At 47.4% G+C, this 16,581-nt stretch carries 7 protein-coding genes; all 7 read right to left on the minus strand.

All coding sequences use genetic code 11. The annotated features are described in order from the left end of the window. Nucleotide 1 precedes the first annotated feature (1 nt). The 7 genes from KVT36_RS27495 to KVT36_RS27525 all read right to left on the minus strand — a co-directional run bounded on the left by KVT36_RS27495 (nucleotide 2) and on the right by KVT36_RS27525 (nucleotide 16,466). Complete coding sequence (locus tag KVT36_RS27495) at nucleotides 2-2,128, minus strand: condensation domain-containing protein (protein WP_217606651.1); 2,127 nt, start codon at nucleotides 2,126-2,128, stop codon at nucleotides 2-4. Between the two features lie 95 nt (nucleotides 2,129-2,223). Next, a complete protein-coding gene (locus KVT36_RS27500; protein WP_217606652.1) occupies nucleotides 2,224-2,931 on the minus strand; it encodes a thioesterase II family protein in 708 nt (235 codons plus the stop codon). Further along, nucleotides 2,928-7,451 (minus strand): condensation domain-containing protein, encoded by a 4,524-nt coding sequence (locus KVT36_RS27505; protein WP_217606653.1) that lies wholly within the window; start codon nucleotides 7,449-7,451, stop codon nucleotides 2,928-2,930. The genes KVT36_RS27500 and KVT36_RS27505 overlap by 4 nt, the downstream gene beginning before the upstream one ends. Further along, nucleotides 7,438-9,735, minus strand: coding sequence for a non-ribosomal peptide synthetase (locus KVT36_RS27510; RefSeq protein ID WP_217606654.1), 2,298 nt, complete (start codon nucleotides 9,733-9,735; stop codon nucleotides 7,438-7,440). The genes KVT36_RS27505 and KVT36_RS27510 overlap by 14 nt, the downstream gene beginning before the upstream one ends. A gap of 27 nt (nucleotides 9,736-9,762) precedes the next feature. Next, complete coding sequence (locus tag KVT36_RS27515) at nucleotides 9,763-13,617, minus strand: non-ribosomal peptide synthetase (RefSeq protein ID WP_217606655.1); 3,855 nt, start codon at nucleotides 13,615-13,617, stop codon at nucleotides 9,763-9,765. A gap of 49 nt (nucleotides 13,618-13,666) precedes the next feature. After that, on the minus strand, nucleotides 13,667-15,505 hold the full coding sequence (locus tag KVT36_RS27520; protein ID WP_368670054.1) for a carbamoyltransferase N-terminal domain-containing protein: 1,839 nt from the start codon (nucleotides 15,503-15,505) through the stop codon (nucleotides 13,667-13,669). Continuing rightward, entirely contained in the window at nucleotides 15,423-16,466 is a 1,044-nt protein-coding gene (locus KVT36_RS27525) for a TauD/TfdA family dioxygenase (protein ID WP_217606657.1), read from the minus strand. The genes KVT36_RS27520 and KVT36_RS27525 overlap by 83 nt, the downstream gene beginning before the upstream one ends. Nucleotides 16,467-16,581 lie beyond the last annotated feature (115 nt).

Genomic DNA, 16,581 nt, shown 5'->3' on the forward strand with positions numbered 1-16,581 from the left:
TTTAATAAACAGCTTCTTTTCTTAACCCGAACTGGTGAATGCAGCTTTCAAAGAATACGGCTGCACTTTTATGCGGTATCATTACCCCTTTGGGCTTGCCGGTGGAACCGGATGTGTAGATAACATAAGCCAACTGTTCCGGCTGAATAATACCCGGCAGGTTATCACTGCTGTATTGTAACCGTTCCTGTTTGAACTGCGCCAGCTCTTTTTCATCTAACAGCGCCTTACACCGGCTGTCTGTTAGTATATAATCAATTCTTTCCTGTGGGTAAGCCGGGTCAATAGGTACATAGGCCCCGCCGGATTTTAAGATCCCCAGTATGGCCACCAGCATCCATTCTGAGCGTGGCAGCATCAGCCCTACCAGGTCTTCTGCGGCTACGGCATAACGGTGCCGCAGATAGTTTGCCAGCTGGTTAGCACATTCATTCAGCTCCTGGTAGCTCAGCTTTGTGGCGCCAAAGATCACCGCAGTATGATCCGGGGTTTGCAGCACCTGTTCTTCAAACAGGTCTATCATTGTTTTATCGGCAGGGTAATAAGTCCGGTTATCATTAAAGCCTTCCACCAGCTGCTGTTTTTCCTGTGTGCTGAGGTAATCCAGCTGCCGGAGCGGCAGGTCAGGATCTGCTGCCATTACCGCCAACAGCTGTTCCAGGTGGCGGGCTAACTGCGTTGCAAAAGCATCCTCATATATATCACTGTTATACTCAAGCCTGAGATGCACCTGCCCGGCTGTTTCTGAAAAATTGAAATTAAGGTCATACTTGCTAACCGTACCTGCGTCACCGTTATAAGGGGCAATTTGCAGCTCCCCGGAGGCTGCGGCCGGTATATCCGATGTGGTATTCTGCAACGCCAGCATCACATCAAACAGCGCACTCCGGCTCATGTCGCGTTGCAGATGCAGATCATCTACCAGCTCGTCAAAAGGGTATGCCTGGTGCGTATAAGCATCCAGGGTTAGCTGTTTTACCTGCCCAAGCAGGCTGCGGTAGCTGTCTGCACCGCGGAAACGGCTGCGGAGGGGAAGCATATTAAGATAGAACCCTATCTGGTCATCCAGGTCTATATGCTCACGGCCTGCTATAGGACTGCCTATGATCATGTCTTCCTGTCCGCTGTACCGGTATAACAACACATTTACTGCTGCCAGTAATCCCATGAACAGGGAACAGCCTTCTTCCTGCAACAGGGCCTGCACCTGCTTACTTAACCCGGTTGAAAAACGGCGTTGTACATAACCGCCATTATAGGTTTTTACTGCAGGCCGCAGCTGGCTGCCCGGAAGGTCCAGCACCGGCAGCTGGCCTGCAAGCTGCTGCTGCCAGTAAGCGCGGTGGGCCTGGTGGCTGCTGCCGGTTAGCTGCGATTGCTGCCATACAGCATAATCTTTATAGTGGATACGCAGTGGGGCGGGGGCATAGGCTGTTCCCTGCACACCTGCGTAATACGCTTCCAGCAATTCGCGGAACAGCACATTCATGGACCACCCATCTGTGATAATGTGATGCATGGTGTAAGTGAATACCCATTGATGTGCAGCCATCTGGTATAAACCAGCCCTGAATAAAGGCCCTGAATAAAGATCAAAAGGGCGCTGGCAATCTGCACGTACCAATGTTCCCAGTTCCGGTGATCCCGGTGAGAGATCCTGTACATCTTTATAAGTAATACCAAAAGACAGTGCTGCCGGTGTTAGAATAAACTGCTGCACATTTCCTGCAGCATCTGTACGGAATACGGTGCGCAGTATCTCATGCCGTTCTACCAGGGCCAGGAAAGCTTTGTCCATAACAGTGAGGTCCGGCTTTCCGTTGAACACATATACAGCCGGCATATTGTAGGCAGCATTCCCATCCTCAAACTGGCTAAGCACCCATAAGCGGCGCTGCGCAGAAGATAAGGGGTAGGATGCTGCAGGCGCTGCTGCCGGAATAGCGGTGAAGGCGCCTGCTCCGGCGCCGCGGATATATTTTACCAGGTCATCTTTATGCGCCTGTATCAGGGCTTTCAGCTCAGGGCCAATAGCTCCCTTTCCTGCATCTATACGCAGTCTTTCTCCTTCCACGGAAATACGGGCATTCACATCCCTGAGTTGCTGAATAATATATACAATATCCATACTGGCAGATACAATTAAACATTCAACAGCACAGGCTTCTGGCCCGGCCATTATAAAAAACAGGATCGGTTAAGATCAGATCAAAACAAAAGGAATTAGTTACCGGAGCGGCTGGCAGAGAGCGTTCTCTTACAGTTAATGATCATTTCACAAACGGTATTAATATGGTCGTAGATGAAAAAATGGTTACCGGATAAGATACGGTGGGAAAATGCGCCATTTACATACTCTTTCCAGTTCAGGATCTTATGCACATTCTTCTCCTCACTTCCCATCAGCGCCAGTACAGGTGTATGGATCCTGCCGGTAATAGGTGCGGTATCTTTTTCCAGTATCCCAAAGTCAGCTCTTAAGATCGGTTCAAACACTTCCGTCAGCTCTGTGTTGGCAAGTATTTCTGCGGATACGCCTCCCCATTCATTTAACTTCTCCCAGAAATAGGAAGAGGGTACATTATACAGTTTCTCATCCCGTACATTGGGACCGGGATTGCCGGATACGACCAGGTAAGCCGGTCCGTCGTTCAGCCGTTCCAGCTGCTGAGTTACCAGCAATCCCATTTCTGCGCCAAGGCTATGCCCATAAATATAGAATGGCTGCCCATTCCTTTTTTCCAGGATCTGCTGTAACAGGTCATTCACAGCAGCCTGCCGGTCTGAGATCAGCTCTTCTGCGAAGCGCATACCCCTGCCGGGCAGCTCAACCGGTTCCGTTGTAAAAAAATCGTTCAGCTTATCGAACATTCTTCTGAAGGAGTAAATACTTCCCCCGGAAAAATGCAGCATAAATAATTGTTCCTTCATCGCGTTGCTTCCTCCTGCAATATAAATTCCTGGATGATCTGTTTATTGCGCTGTGCATTGCCCAGCATATTCATGTGGTTGCCTTCTATGCTGGTGATATGGATATCGCCCTGCAGCCCGTTCTGCGGCCTGCTGTAGTTACGTTCTCCTTCGCGGATCTGTACAGGTTTGAACAGCTGCATCGTTCCCCTGTAAGTACCCGGTTTATAATGAACGATCAGCTGGTTGGCCCCCAGCATATCTGTCAGGATCCTTTCCCGGATCTCAGCATCTGCCCGGTTACTTCCTTCCAACTGGCTGTCCAGGATATTTCCCAGCTTTTCTTTTGTGAGGTTCATATCATATTCAGGCAAATAGAAACCGGGATCAAACAACAGTACAGCACCGATCTGCGTGCCTGCTTTTTCAAGCTGCACCGCTATTTCGTAAGCAATAGTAGCACCCAGCGACCAGCCACTGATATGCACTTTCCTGCCTTTATTGATCTTTTCTATGAGCTGAATGTAATCAGCCGCTATTTTTTCTATAGACGACTGCATAGCATCTTCTGCGCTCACGGATCTTAATATTACCAGCGTAACATGCCCGGGCACGGCCTTTTCCAGGGTATTTATATCAAACTGGGTGTTCCCTATAGGCAGTACAAAGAACAGAAGCTCATTTTGCTCATTGTAATTAATGAAATAGAACCGCTCTTCATTTGCAGGGGAGCTATGCGGCCTGCGCGTAATAAAGGCTGCCAGCTCTTTAATGGTAGGTTGCAGGTACAGGTCTGTTACTGTTATGGCTGGCGCCAGCTGCTTTCTTATCCTGTAAACAGCTTTCAGCGCCAGTATGGAATCCATGCCTATTTCAAAGAAATTGGATAAGATATCGAACGGCCTGTTGTCCAGCAAGCTGCTGATAATATTATAAAGGTCCTTTTCAATACCTGCTTCCGGTGGCCGCATTTCACCCTGTGCTTTTGTGCCTGCACGCTGCGCCAGCTTTACAAAGTCAACCTTCCCGCTGTCTGTCAGCGGCACGGCGTCTATCTCTGTAAACTCATGCGGGATCATATAGGGAGGTATCTTCTTTTCAAGAAAGGATCTGAGCTCTTTTCCCGTTACTTCGCTGTTCTTCATATAAAAAGCAGTGATCCGCGTATTGCCGCTGCTTACCACAGGTACAACAATTGCCTTCTTCAGGGCAGGGTGCTGTGTAAGGTTGAACTCGATCTCAGTAGGTTCTACACGGAATCCCCTGATCTTTACCATTCTTGTTTTCCTGCTTTGGAAAATAAGAATGCCTTCATGGTTCACATAACCAAGGTCGCCGGTTTTAACATAACGTTCTCCATCCACTTCTACAAAGCTGTCTGTTTCCAGCTCTTTATTAATATACCCGGTAGAAATACTTTCCCCGGTTATGCCTATCTCCCCTATAATACCAACGGGCAATATTTTCCTATGCTCATCCAGCACAGCAATGGCTGTATGTTGTATAGGCCTCCCCAACGGCAGGTTCCTTCTGCTGCCAGGATTATCCCCGGTAAAATAAACGGTGCCGGGTGCTTCGGTGGCGCCATACCTGCCTACGATCCTTATCTGCGGGAAATCTTTTTTTAATCTTTCAAAAAGCGTAACGGCAATGGGCTCTCCGCTGATCTCCAGGTATCTTAAAGGAGCCAGTGCTTCCTGTAGTTCGCAATCATACAGCAAGCGCAAAAAAGTAGGCGTCAGGAACAACCTGCTTACCTTGTATTTTGTGGTTTGCTCATGGAACAGCGCAGGATTATTATTGGATTCATTTGAATAAACAAATAAAGTGCTGCCCTGTGCAAGCGGCTCAAATACTTCACGCAGTGAAGGGCCAAAACACAGCAGCGTCTTAAACCCATAGGTATCCTCTGCAGTTGCCGGAAAAGTTCCGCTTAGCCAGGATACCCGGTTCATATGACCGGTATGATCGATCTTTACCAGCTTGGGTACGCCGGTAGAACCGGAAGTATAGTTTATGCAGCACAGGGAAGAAGGATCCGCGTGTGGAACCGCCTCATAAGATTCCAGGGGATCTATTTGGCCGATGGCAAAAACCCGGCCGGCTGTTTTTAACAAGGTATCCATATCTGTAAAAACAGCACTCAAACCTATGGTCTTATGGATCCATTCTACTTTCTCATCAGGAAAATCATGCTCCAGGCTTACAATATGGCAGCCTGCTTTCAGGGCGCCTATGATCACGGCAATGAGGTTAACGGAACGTTTCATCCGCACGCCTACTGCACCGGAAATATCATGTCTGGTCAGCAGCTCAAATATGCGGTTGCTCATGGCATTCAGCTCGCGGTAAGTAACCTCCCTGCTGATATCTCTCACTGCAATACGGTCAGGGAAAACAGCGGCAGCTTTCATAAATGCGCCGTGCAGGGTACTCCCCCCCGCTGCAGGAACGTTTCCCTGCAACCTGGAACTTTTAAGGCCGCCTGCCTCAAATACATTTATACCGTTATCCGGTAAGCTCTTTACAATATCCAGCCGGTTGAATACAGATACAATGGCCTGGCAAATATCCTTTACCAGGTGGCTGGTAAAATTATCATTCCGGTATCTCGTCTTAATACCCAGCTGTCCATCGCCCTCTACCAGCAGCAGGTTTACCGGGAAATGGGAAGAGATGTTGGCATCTGTTGATAAATGTTTCAGTGAAAGGTCCTGCTGCCCGGCGCCGGTGCCGGTCCTGATAAAATTCTGGTATACATAGGAAACGCTGAACAGCTGCGCATGTCCGGCCGCCCGGGCAATATCATTCAGGGACAGATAAGCGTATTCCTGTGATTCTATCAGCTGGATCTGCAACGCCTTGATCCCTTCCAGCAAAGACTGCCCTGTATTAAAATGCATCTTTACCGGGATGGTGGAAATACAGGGGCCAATGATGGTTTCCATATCATTTAGCTCAAACGGGCGCACAGTTACCGTATTCCCCCATATAAAGGCATCTTTCCCGCAGTACCTGGAAAGAATGAAACCCGTGATATAATTCAATGCAGCCGCCAGGGTAATATGCTGGCTTTTTAAAACCGCCAGTGAGCCTGCATTGAGATCAAAGTGCAGCTCCAGGTCAGAGAAAGGATTTTCCGGGAACTCTGTTTCCCCGGTAGTTTTCTCCTCCAGCAATGTTGGCTTTACATCAGACAGCAGTGTTTTCCAATAGGTGAGCGCTTCCTGCTCATTCTTTCCGCTGATCCAGCGGGCGTAGGTAGAAAATTTCAGCTCTTCAGGAATGGTGGTTATCACTTCCTTTCCTGCACGCAGCCTGTCCGCTATATCCAGCAGCTCCTTAAAGATGTGCATCACGGATGTGCCATCAATAATAATATGATGGCTGGTGATAACCACAACACATTTCCCATTGCCGGTTCTGATCAGCGAGAACCGGATCAGCGGCTCCCTGGCTATATCAAAACCCTGCTGTTTGATATGGATCAGCAGGTGCTGCAGGGAAGCGGTATCACCTGCCTCAAAGTATTCACAGTTCAGGGTGCCTGCGGGCAGTACGGTGGCAATGAACTCACCCGTATTATAATCAAAGTCATAACAGGTTCTGAGAATTTCATACTTCGTGGTCAGCAGCCGGCATACTTCACGCAGAAAGCTGAAAGAAATATCTTCTGTTGTCTCAAAGCTGTTCTGGTTAATATAACTCTTGTTCTCCGGATGGTTAAACACATAGCTGATCAGTCCCCGCTGAAAAGGAGTAACCGGTACATGCTCCGCTGCCTTATCCCTTACGAGCAGTGTTTCTATATACTGCTGTACCAGGGTAATAAAAAGCGCACCCTTTTCGCTGTCCAGCCCCATTTCCGGGGCTATGGCCAGCTGGCAATGTAATACCTTGTTATCAAGCCATGCGTTTATATTCAATGCATACAGGCTGCCGGCATTCCCCTGAAAGGTAGCTGCAAAACCGGAATGGGCGGATAAGAGCAACCGGTCATCAGCAGGAGCATCCGTATTAAAACCAATATCGCCCAGGTAGTTGAACAATATGCGGTCAGCACATTCCAGCTGCCGGTTGATATATACCGGGCCATAATATTTCAATACGTCAAACCCTACCCCTCCATTAGGAACCGCATTATTCGCAGCTGCAATTCCTTCCAATGTACGGCTGATACTGCCGGGAACCATCCTATACTTAGTAGGGTATTTGCAGGTAAACCAGCCAATGGTATCAGACACGTCATAATCTGTAAGCGCATTGCGGCCATGCCCTTCCCGGTATATAACAAATGCATCTTCCAGGGTTAGCTCATGTAAGGCATATAATATTGCCGTGATGGTGATATTCTGAAGGGCCACACCCCCCATTGCCCGGCCTACCGGCACTTTTACCATAGCGGAATGAGGAATGCCGGCTTCTATTCTTTCGGGAAGCTCACCACCATCCACCTGGGCTACCCAGTAGTCCAGCTCCTGTTCCAGCAGTACATTCACTGCTTTCTGGTTCTCTAATATCCAGTGTTTATAATTGTTCATAATAATTGTACTGCAGGTCTTCAATAAATAGTTTCCACGATACCATATCCATGATCAGGTGATGGCAGGCCAGGAACAGCACAGGGCGTTCCTGTTCAAAGAATATCCCGGCATAGAGTAAGGGCCCTTTCTCAATATTGATCACTTTCATGGCGTGACCTATCCGCTCTTGCAGGCTCTTTTCATCCTGTCCGGCCGCCGTTGTTTCCAGCGTATAATTAATAGTAACAGCTTCATATTGCTGACGCCATTGTCCTTTTTCCTTTTTGAACCGCAGCCGGAACGTGTCATGTTTTTCCGTTACCGCATCCAGGCTTTTACGGATACCCTCCAGGCTGAATGCCGGTTGCAGGTAGTAAGAAGCGTGCATCAGGAATTGCGATCCCTGCCGGTTATGATCAAAGAAGAACTGCTGGATGGGAGATAACACAAAGGGGCCTTGTGTAACAGCTGCGCTTTCCTTTTTGCTGCTTACTGCTTTATCAAGAAAATTAACGTAGGGTGCATCCAGGAAACTCTTTACGGTAATGGAATAACCTTTCTTTTTGCACATAGCCACTACCTTTAGCATAGACAGGGAATCGCCGCCCTGCTCAATAAAGCTCTGTTCAGGATCTATGGCTTCAACAGGCACCCCTAATACGGCCGACCATATCTCTGTCATAATACGGCTGGCCGGCGTCAGTTGTGTTATGTGGTTCCTTGCCGGAGCAGCTGCTTTCCTTTCTTCAAAGATGCGGGCCAGCTGTTTTTTGTCAGCTTTTCCGGTAGCCCCAACGGGGATCTCCTTCACCAGGCAGAAATAATGCGGCAGCATATAATCCGGTAGTATCTGTAACAGCTCCGCCCTCAGGTAGTTTTCCAATGCCGTATGATCCGCAATGGGCGCCGGGCTGTCCGGCACAATGAATGCCACCAGCTTTTCCTCCAGGTGCAGCACATGCGCTACACCCACCCCCTGCAGGCTTTCGAGTGTATTACTGATCTCGCCCGGCTCTATCCTGAATCCCCTGATCTTCACCTGGTCATCGTCCCGGCCCAAATAGATAATGTTTCCGTCAGGCATCCATTTTCCCAGATCTCCGGTGTCGTACATACGTTCTCCGGCAAAAAAGGGATCGGCTATAAAACGTTGTGCGGTCAATTCAGGCTTATTCAGGTAACCTCTTGACAGGCCCGCGCCTGCCAGGAATATCCTGCCCTCTTTACCAACCGGCACCAGCTCCCTGTTATCATCCAGTATATAGATCCTTGTATTATCAATCGGTTTGCCGATAGGAATAATATTCAATCCCTGCTTACATTCAAAACAGGTTACGTCTATGGTTGCTTCCGTAGGTCCATACAGGTTCACCAGCTTTGTTTGTTTTATCAGCTCATGAAACTGCTGATTTAACCTGGGCGTTAATGCTTCTCCGCTTGCATATACGCGTTGCAGGCTGCCCAGCGCATATGCGGGATTATTTTCCAGGAAGTCAAGGAACCGCACCAGCATGGAGGGTACAAAATGCACTACGCTGATGCCATAACGTTCTATATGCAGTGCTATCTGCTCCGGATCTCTTTCATAACCATCCGGCAGAAAATATACTTTTGCTCCCATAACGGCCCACCATAACAGCTCCCACACAGATACATCAAAAGAGTTGGATGTTTTCTGCAGAATGGTATCTGCTGCCGATAATGTGTATTGTTTCTGCATCCAGCATAACCTGTTCACCAGCGAATGATGTTCTATCAGCGTACCCTTGGGTTGCCCGGTGGTGCCGGAAGTATAAATAATATAAGCTACATCACCCGGCTGGGATGCGCGCGGGGGATCCTCAGCAGAAAAAGCGGCTTTATCAGCAGCAAATGCGCTAAAAAGCCCGCTGTCTATCAGTAACGTATAACCGCTGTCTGCTTTAATATATTCCTTCCTTTTCTCCGGCATATTATTATCCACCGGCATATAGATGGCGCCGGATTTCAGGATGGCTAATATGGCCATGATGAGGTGCTCGCTTCTTTTCAGCTGCACAGCGATCACCGCTCCCGGCTTTACCCCATGCCGGTGCTGTATGTAGGCGGCCAGCTGGTTAGCAGTGCTGTTCAGCGCCTCATACGTGATGGCGCCATTATCTGTTACAATGGCGGTATGGCCGGGATGTAACAACACTTGTTCTTCAAACAGGTCTGTTACTGTTTTATCCTGCGGGTAAGCCGTTGTTGTATTATTAAAATCAACCAGTATCTGCTGTTGTTCCTCAACAGGCAGGCGCCGGATCTCTTTTATCTTTTCCATATATGGTATACAATTTTCACCTTCCGGTTAAGCTTGAATGATATGGTCTATGATCATTAGCAGGTGCTTTTTATAAGAATGGCTTAACATGTTAATTTCCTCTTCGGAAAACAACAGCTGGTTATAATGGATGTATATGCACAGCTGCTGCTGTTCTATTACACCGGTAAAGTTGAGGACATCATTAAAGGTTATCAGCCCGGAAGCGTCCTGGTAGTTAAATTTCACCTGCTGAAAAACAGCATCCTCCTGGTAATTATTCAAACCGGATGAGAGATCGCCCAGGTAATTAAAAGTAATTTCCGGCTGTACGTTCAGTGGTTGTTTTTGCAGGTACTTCAGCAGGCCGTATCCCATTCCTTTACCCGGCACCGCATTCAGGTGCTCTTTTACCCGCAGCAGCATGGCCACGGGATCCCCGGGGGTTATCTGGTCAAAGTAAACGGGAAAAATGGAGGTGAACCATCCCAGCGTGCCGGATACATCCAGCTCATACCCGATATCTTCCCGGCCGTGCCCTTCCATGTGCATCAATATCTTTTGCAGGTTAAATACTTCATGAAGACTCAGGTATAAAGCAGTAACCAGTATTTCATTGATCTCCGTGTTATATTTCCTGTAACACTTTGTCAGCAGATCGTTCGTATGGGATGTTTCAAATGCCAGCAAGCGCTTCTTTCTGTCTGCAATGGTATTCGGTACACTTCGGCTGTTTTCCCGGATCCTGTCAAACTTGCTTTTATCTACCTGTTCCCAATAAGCGGCTTCCTTAGCCAGCGTTCCCTGCTTTGCATATTCCAGCAGCTTTGTCTGCCACTCTTTCAGAGAGCTGCTTTTATGCTTCAGCTCAAACCCGGAGCCGGCCGCTTGTTTCCGGTATAAGCTGGACAGGTCTTCCGTCAATATCCTGAAAGAAACGCCGTCTGCCAGCAGATGGTGAATAACGATCAGCAAGCGGTCCTGCTCCACCCCTTTAAACAGGCATAAGCGGATGAGCGGGCCCTGTTGTATATCCAGGCTCCTGCTCTGTTCATTCATTTTGTTGTAAAAAGATGCTTCGTCTGTATAGGGAACACTGGTAAATACATAAGCTGGAAAAGCATTGCTGTAATACTGCTTCCATTGCCCGGCTCCTTCCTCCGCATATCTTATCCTTAATGTATCGTGATATTTTACCAGCTCATCAAAAGTCTTGCTGAGATAGTCTTCCCGCAGCTCTTTTCCATAAAGGATTACGGATTGGTTATAGTGATTATAATCGCCCCGCTTATTCTCAAAAAAATATAGCTGGATAGGGGAGAACGGGATAGTGCCCGAAAACAGATCTTCTTTAGGCTTAACAGGCGCGCTGATCTTTACCTGGGCTGCAAAATCCCGGATAACCGGATTTTTGATAATTTCCTTCAGATGCAGGATATAACCGCGTTGCCTGAGTCTTGATACTACCTGTATAGATTTAATAGAATCGCCGCCCAGCACAAAGAAGTTGTCGTTAATACTAATACGCTCCCTGTTAAAGATCTCTTCCAGTATGCCTATGAGCGCCTGTTGTATCTCATCCTGGGGCTTTTCAAATCCCGCGGTAGCTTTCAGCTGTTCAATGGCAGGTAATTGCTGTTTGTTGATCTTACCATTTGAGGTCATAGGTAATGCCGGCACCTTTATCAAAAAGGAAGGGATCATATAAGCAGGAAAATTGTTCTTCAGGTATTCCTTTAATGCTTCTTCCGAATAACCTTCCCGTGTTTCCAGGTAGGCTGCCAGTGTTTTCACACCCTGCTCATTTTCCATTACACCTACATAACATTGCCGCACAGCAGCATGCCTGGCTATGATGGCCGCTATCCCGGCCGGTTCTATCCTGTAACCCTGTATCTTTACCTGGTTATCCAGCCGGGAAGCAAATTCTATTTCTCCTGCTGCATTTATTCTTACCAGGTCGCCGCTGCGGTAAAGACGTTCTTTGGTTCCCCTGAATTTATTTTCAATACATTTTTCTTTAGTGAGTGAGGGGTTATTCAGGTAACCGCTGAAAACACCTTTCCCGCCTATGAGCAGCTCTCCCCATATGCCTTTGGCGCAAAGCTCCAGCTCTTCATCCACAATATAGATCGTGGTGCCGGAGAAAGGTTTTCCAATAGGAATAAGGGACTGAGGGGGATCTGCTTTTATCTCATACAATAGTTTACCGATCGTTGTTTCCGTAGGGCCATAATGGTTAATAATGCGGATACCCGGTTGTAAACGCCTTATTTTCTGTACAATATCCGCAGGCAATTCTTCTCCGCCAAAGATGATCAGTTTGGCAGGCAGAATGAAGCTGCCTTTTAGTTCCAGCGATTTCCAATATGTGGGCACTATTTTAATACAATCAATAGTATGCTCATTAAAATAGCGATGCAGGTATTCGGCATTCCTCAATGCATCTTTTGAGAACAGATGCAGGGTGTTCCCATATATCAAAGCGCTGAAAAGTACTGTATTACCAAGGTCTGTAGCCAGGGTAGACATCAGGGCGCTGGTACGGTTTTGCCCTATCCCTGTTTTTTTATTCAGCCCGTAAAAATAATCCGACAGGTTCTGATGGGTGATCATTACACCTTTAGGATCACCGGTGGTGCCTGAAGTGTAAATAATATAGGCATGATCATCCGGGCTGATCTTTCTGTGATCAGCAGGTTGAGGCGCCTCTATAGGTTCATCCAGTATAGGTTCATCCAGGTTAATGATCTGAACCGGGAGATCTGCAAAAACGGCTGCATCTATGTTATTGGTAACAACAAAGACGGCTGCTGTATCAGCTACCAGGTAGGCAATCCGCTCTGCCGGCAGATCGGAATCAACCGGCACATAGGTAGCGCCTGTTTTCATAATTCCCAGCATGCCTATAATGGATCTGTCCATTGCATGATTAAAGCACAGGAAAACACGGTCATTCCTGTGCACCCCCTTATGAACCAGGTAATGCGCCAGCAGGTCCGACCGTTCATTCAGCTGCTGGTAGGTAAGGGTATTACCCTCTGCTATCACAGCAGTGTGGCCTGGCTTTTCCGCAGCCTGTTTTTGAAACAGGTCTATGATCGTTGCTGTTGTATCATTATCGGTACCTGCTTCACCAAATACCAGCAGTGACGCTGTTTCCTGCTTTGTGAGATAACCTATGTCCTTAACCGTTATATCCTCATCAGCCAGCATACCCGATAATATTTGGATATAGTGCCCCGGCAGCTGTTCCATTATCTGCTGCTCGCAGGCATCAGCATTATAGGTGACCTCCAGCGCCAGTGCCCCGGCATCGCTGAAGCTGAAACAGATGTCCCCGGCCGGTGCAGCTGCCAGGTCAGTATATTCTTTTAATATTACAAATACCTCCGGTGTTCCTGCGTGCAGCTGCTGCTGGTGTTCATAAGCATCCTGCAGTATTTGCTGCTGCTGGTTCAGCCATTGTTTTACAGGGGTGTTCTTATCCATCCGCGACCTGATCAGCAGCGTGTGGGCGGCAAGATCGTCGTTTCCCGGCATGCCCATGTTATCACTAAGGGTACCGATGATAATATCATACTGGCGGGTATACTTCTGCAACAGGATATTTACGCCCGCCACCAGGAGGGCAAATAATTTACTGCGGTTCCCCTGGGACCAGGCCACTGCCGGAATATGATCCGGAAATGTACAACGGATCGTTACCGGACGGTATGTTTTAACAACCTGCCTGTTCCTGTAACCGGGAAAATTCAACACCGGAAGCTCAGCTGCCAGCTGCGCTGTCCAATACGCATCCCGTTGCTGGACCGTTCTGTCACTCACCGGACCGGACGTAGTTATAAGCTGCGGCTTCTTATCCTGCGTAAGATCCTTACCAATGGAGTTTATATCTTTCATACTTTTCTATGTCAATTGGAAAATATGCCGGGGTTGGATGAGGTGCCTTCTAAAGGTCTTCAAACAAAGCAAGTTTTTCTTTTCTTTCATACAGGGTGTTATTGCTCCAGATATAGTTCACACCATCCCACTCCATTACACTGTGCACATCCGGGAAAAAACCTTTTCCTTTGAAATTAGCGCTGGTATTGCATAAAAGTGGTATCCCCGACATTTCATTATAACGCTTCAGCAATTCGTAGATCACATCATTTTCTTTTTCATTCACGGTCTGTAACCTTGCGCTGCCATCCAGGTGCACAATAGCCGGCACTTTATCTTTCCATTCCGTTCTTACCGTGTGCTCAAAAAGCATATAGGGATCCGGGCTGCCGGGAGTAAATACAACCGGGGCATTTTCTTCCAGGCAAATAGGCGCCACAGGCCTGTAAAATTCCCTGCCTTTTATTTTGTTCAGCAGGGCCTTCATTTTTGTATTTGTTGCGGTGGAAATAATGCTTCTGTTACCTAATGCCCTTGGCCCAAGCTCGGCTCTGTCATTCAGCACTACCACAGGTTCATCCCGTGTAAGCAGCAGCGTTGCCAGCTCTTTTACAGAAAAAGGTTTTACTGTATAGGTATCCTGTACAGTGCCTTTTTCAACTATTTTAGGTCCGGCATATACATTCCAGTCCAGCACCTGTTTGCCCGTTTTATCTACCATGGCGCTGCATGCAGCTCCTATGGCGCTACCCGCATCGTTAGGGAAAGGAGGCACCCACATATTCCTGAAAAGGCCGGTGTTGCGGATACTGCTGTTCCATTTAATGCTCAGCGCACATCCCCCCACAAAGCATAAGTTCTCTATGGAATGTGAAAGCCCTTCCAGGCGTGCTTTTAGTTTTTCTGTGAGCAGATTGTCCAGGAAAACATGGAAGGTGCAAAGCAGGTCTTCGCTGCTGATACCTGTTTCTTCATACAGCGCTTTTGACCTTGCAATGAACTGGCGGGTAACCCAATTGATATTTTTAATGTTCACATCATCAATGATCCCGGCTTCCAGCTCATAGTACATCCGGCGGAACTCCGCCATCAGCAGTTCATTTACCTTTCCTAATGCAATGTAGGCCATTAGCTTACCGGAGGTCTGGTAGTCGCCCTTAAACTGGTCAAACGGGGGAAACTCATAGGAGAATTCAGGATAAACACCGCCAAACATCAGGAACAACGGCCCGTAGTTTATTACCTTATTCTCATTATACTGATAATAGAATAGCTGGGGAGGCATACCACCATCCCATACAAGTACATATGAATCCTGTTGTGTTTTTGCAAAAGGGCTGGTGCAGTAAGCACAGAAAAGATGCCCTGTAACATGCATATAGCTGGAATAGGATAAATTAAGCGCATCAATTTTTGCATCCAGCGGCGTCATCACATTTTCCTTTTCTGAGATCAGCACGCCATACCGCGCCAGCTGCAGGTCCAGCGTAAGGTCTTTCCCCAGCTTAGCGCCTTTCAGAATAGAAGTGTCCTCTTCTTTAACGGATTCCAATACCACTCTTTTTTCATTTCTCCATCCATCTATAGCAATAAGGTCCAGGGAGCGCAGGTTATAACCATAGTCGTTTAATATAGCGTCTATTTCCGGCAGCGTAAGGTTAAAAGTTTCCAGCCGGTTGTTATTATTCAATTTTTCCATTTCATATGAAAAAATCAGCTTCCCGTTATCTATTAAAGCCATTGCTCCGTCATGGCTTGTTTTAAGTCCAAGAATTTTCACGTTGAATACCTTTTTTATGTGTTTAACTATGGGGAAAGAAATGTTATGCGTTATAGTTGCTGATGCCATCTTCTTCAGACATGGATACCAGCAGGCTTCTGTCGCCGCTGTATGTATCACGGCCATGTGTAAAATTTACATTATCCATGATCAGCAGATCACCTTTGTTCCATTCAAACCGGAACATGGCATCCTGGTAAGCTTTCCTGATCCGGTCAAGATCCGCTACCGCTATTTCCGAACCATCAGCATAAAAAGTATTGCGGGGAAGGTTTTCCATTCCGTATACATCAATCAGGTAAGCGGAGATCTCTTCATTCAGGTTACTATAGTGGAACAAATGCGCCTGGTTAAACCATACCTTACGGCCAAACGTTTTTTCAGTAAGCACCGCCTGTGAAACCTGGTAGATCATCAGCTTCTCATCATCCTGCCACTTATATCCCATTTTTCTTGCTTCACAATATTCTTCTGCGGCCCGCTTATCATTTGTGTTGAAGAAGTCCTGCCACCTGATATCCATTTCTTCTGTAAAGTTCCGGACATACATGACCCCTCCTTTGGATTCAAACCTGCGGGATATTTCTTCAGGAATAAGCTTATACACCTCAGCGCTGTCGCAGATAGGCGTTTGCCCTCCGCTGGCAGCAGGTTGCTCACAATAAAAGAATAATTTCTTCGGCCAGAAATCAGAGTAGGAATGTTCGTTGTGCTGGGCTATTTGTTGTTCTTTGGGATATTCAGTGGAAGTGTAAATATCATCCAGCACCTTTGTTCTGGGGGTGGAAGGTTCTGCATACTGCAGCGCTTTACTGTCGGAAACAAGCCCTACGATCTCTGAAAGATCTTTCCTTTCCTTAAAGGGGGAGAATCCTTTGAACAAAAGCACACGGTCCTGCTGGTACAGGGATCTGACGAAATCAACATGCCCGCTGATCCAGCTTTTAAGCTCCGGATAAGTTTGTGCGGGCGTTATTAACGTAGCCTTTGTGTACTGGTTGCCGATCCTTGTCAGCGTTATATCATCAGGCAGGGCAATGCCCGCATCCAACTGTGTTGGTGCAATTTCACGGTAATTACTTGTCATTGAGATACCACTTTTAACGTTTGGATTTTAAAGCTGGCGGTTCGGGTGAGGGACGGGATTGGGAATAGGGAATTACGAATGGAACATTACACTAATGCGGGCAACTTATAAAGAT

Origin of the sequence: Chitinophaga sp. GbtcB8 (genome assembly GCF_019091455.1) — a bacterium.
Taxonomy (GTDB): Bacteria; Bacteroidota; Bacteroidia; order Chitinophagales; family Chitinophagaceae; genus Chitinophaga.

Bases quoted from the DNA above. Each gene is read 5' to 3' on its own strand.
- KVT36_RS27520 (WP_368670054.1), bottom strand. From the start codon at position 15,505: ATGGCCGTGATACATACAGCGGCGACAGAAGCCTGCTGGTATCCATGT.
- KVT36_RS27525 (WP_217606657.1), bottom strand. From the start codon at position 16,466: ATGACAAGTAATTACCGTGAAATTGCACCAACACAGTTGGATGCGGGC.
- KVT36_RS27505 (WP_217606653.1), bottom strand. From the start codon at position 7,451: ATGAACAATTATAAACACTGGATATTAGAGAACCAGAAAGCAGTGAAT.
- KVT36_RS27495 (WP_217606651.1), bottom strand. From the start codon at position 2,128: ATGGATATTGTATATATTATTCAGCAACTCAGGGATGTGAATGCCCGT.
- KVT36_RS27515 (WP_217606655.1), bottom strand. From the start codon at position 13,617: ATGAAAGATATAAACTCCATTGGTAAGGATCTTACGCAGGATAAGAAG.
- KVT36_RS27500 (WP_217606652.1), bottom strand. From the start codon at position 2,931: ATGAAGGAACAATTATTTATGCTGCATTTTTCCGGGGGAAGTATTTAC.
- KVT36_RS27510 (WP_217606654.1), bottom strand. From the start codon at position 9,735: ATGGAAAAGATAAAAGAGATCCGGCGCCTGCCTGTTGAGGAACAACAG.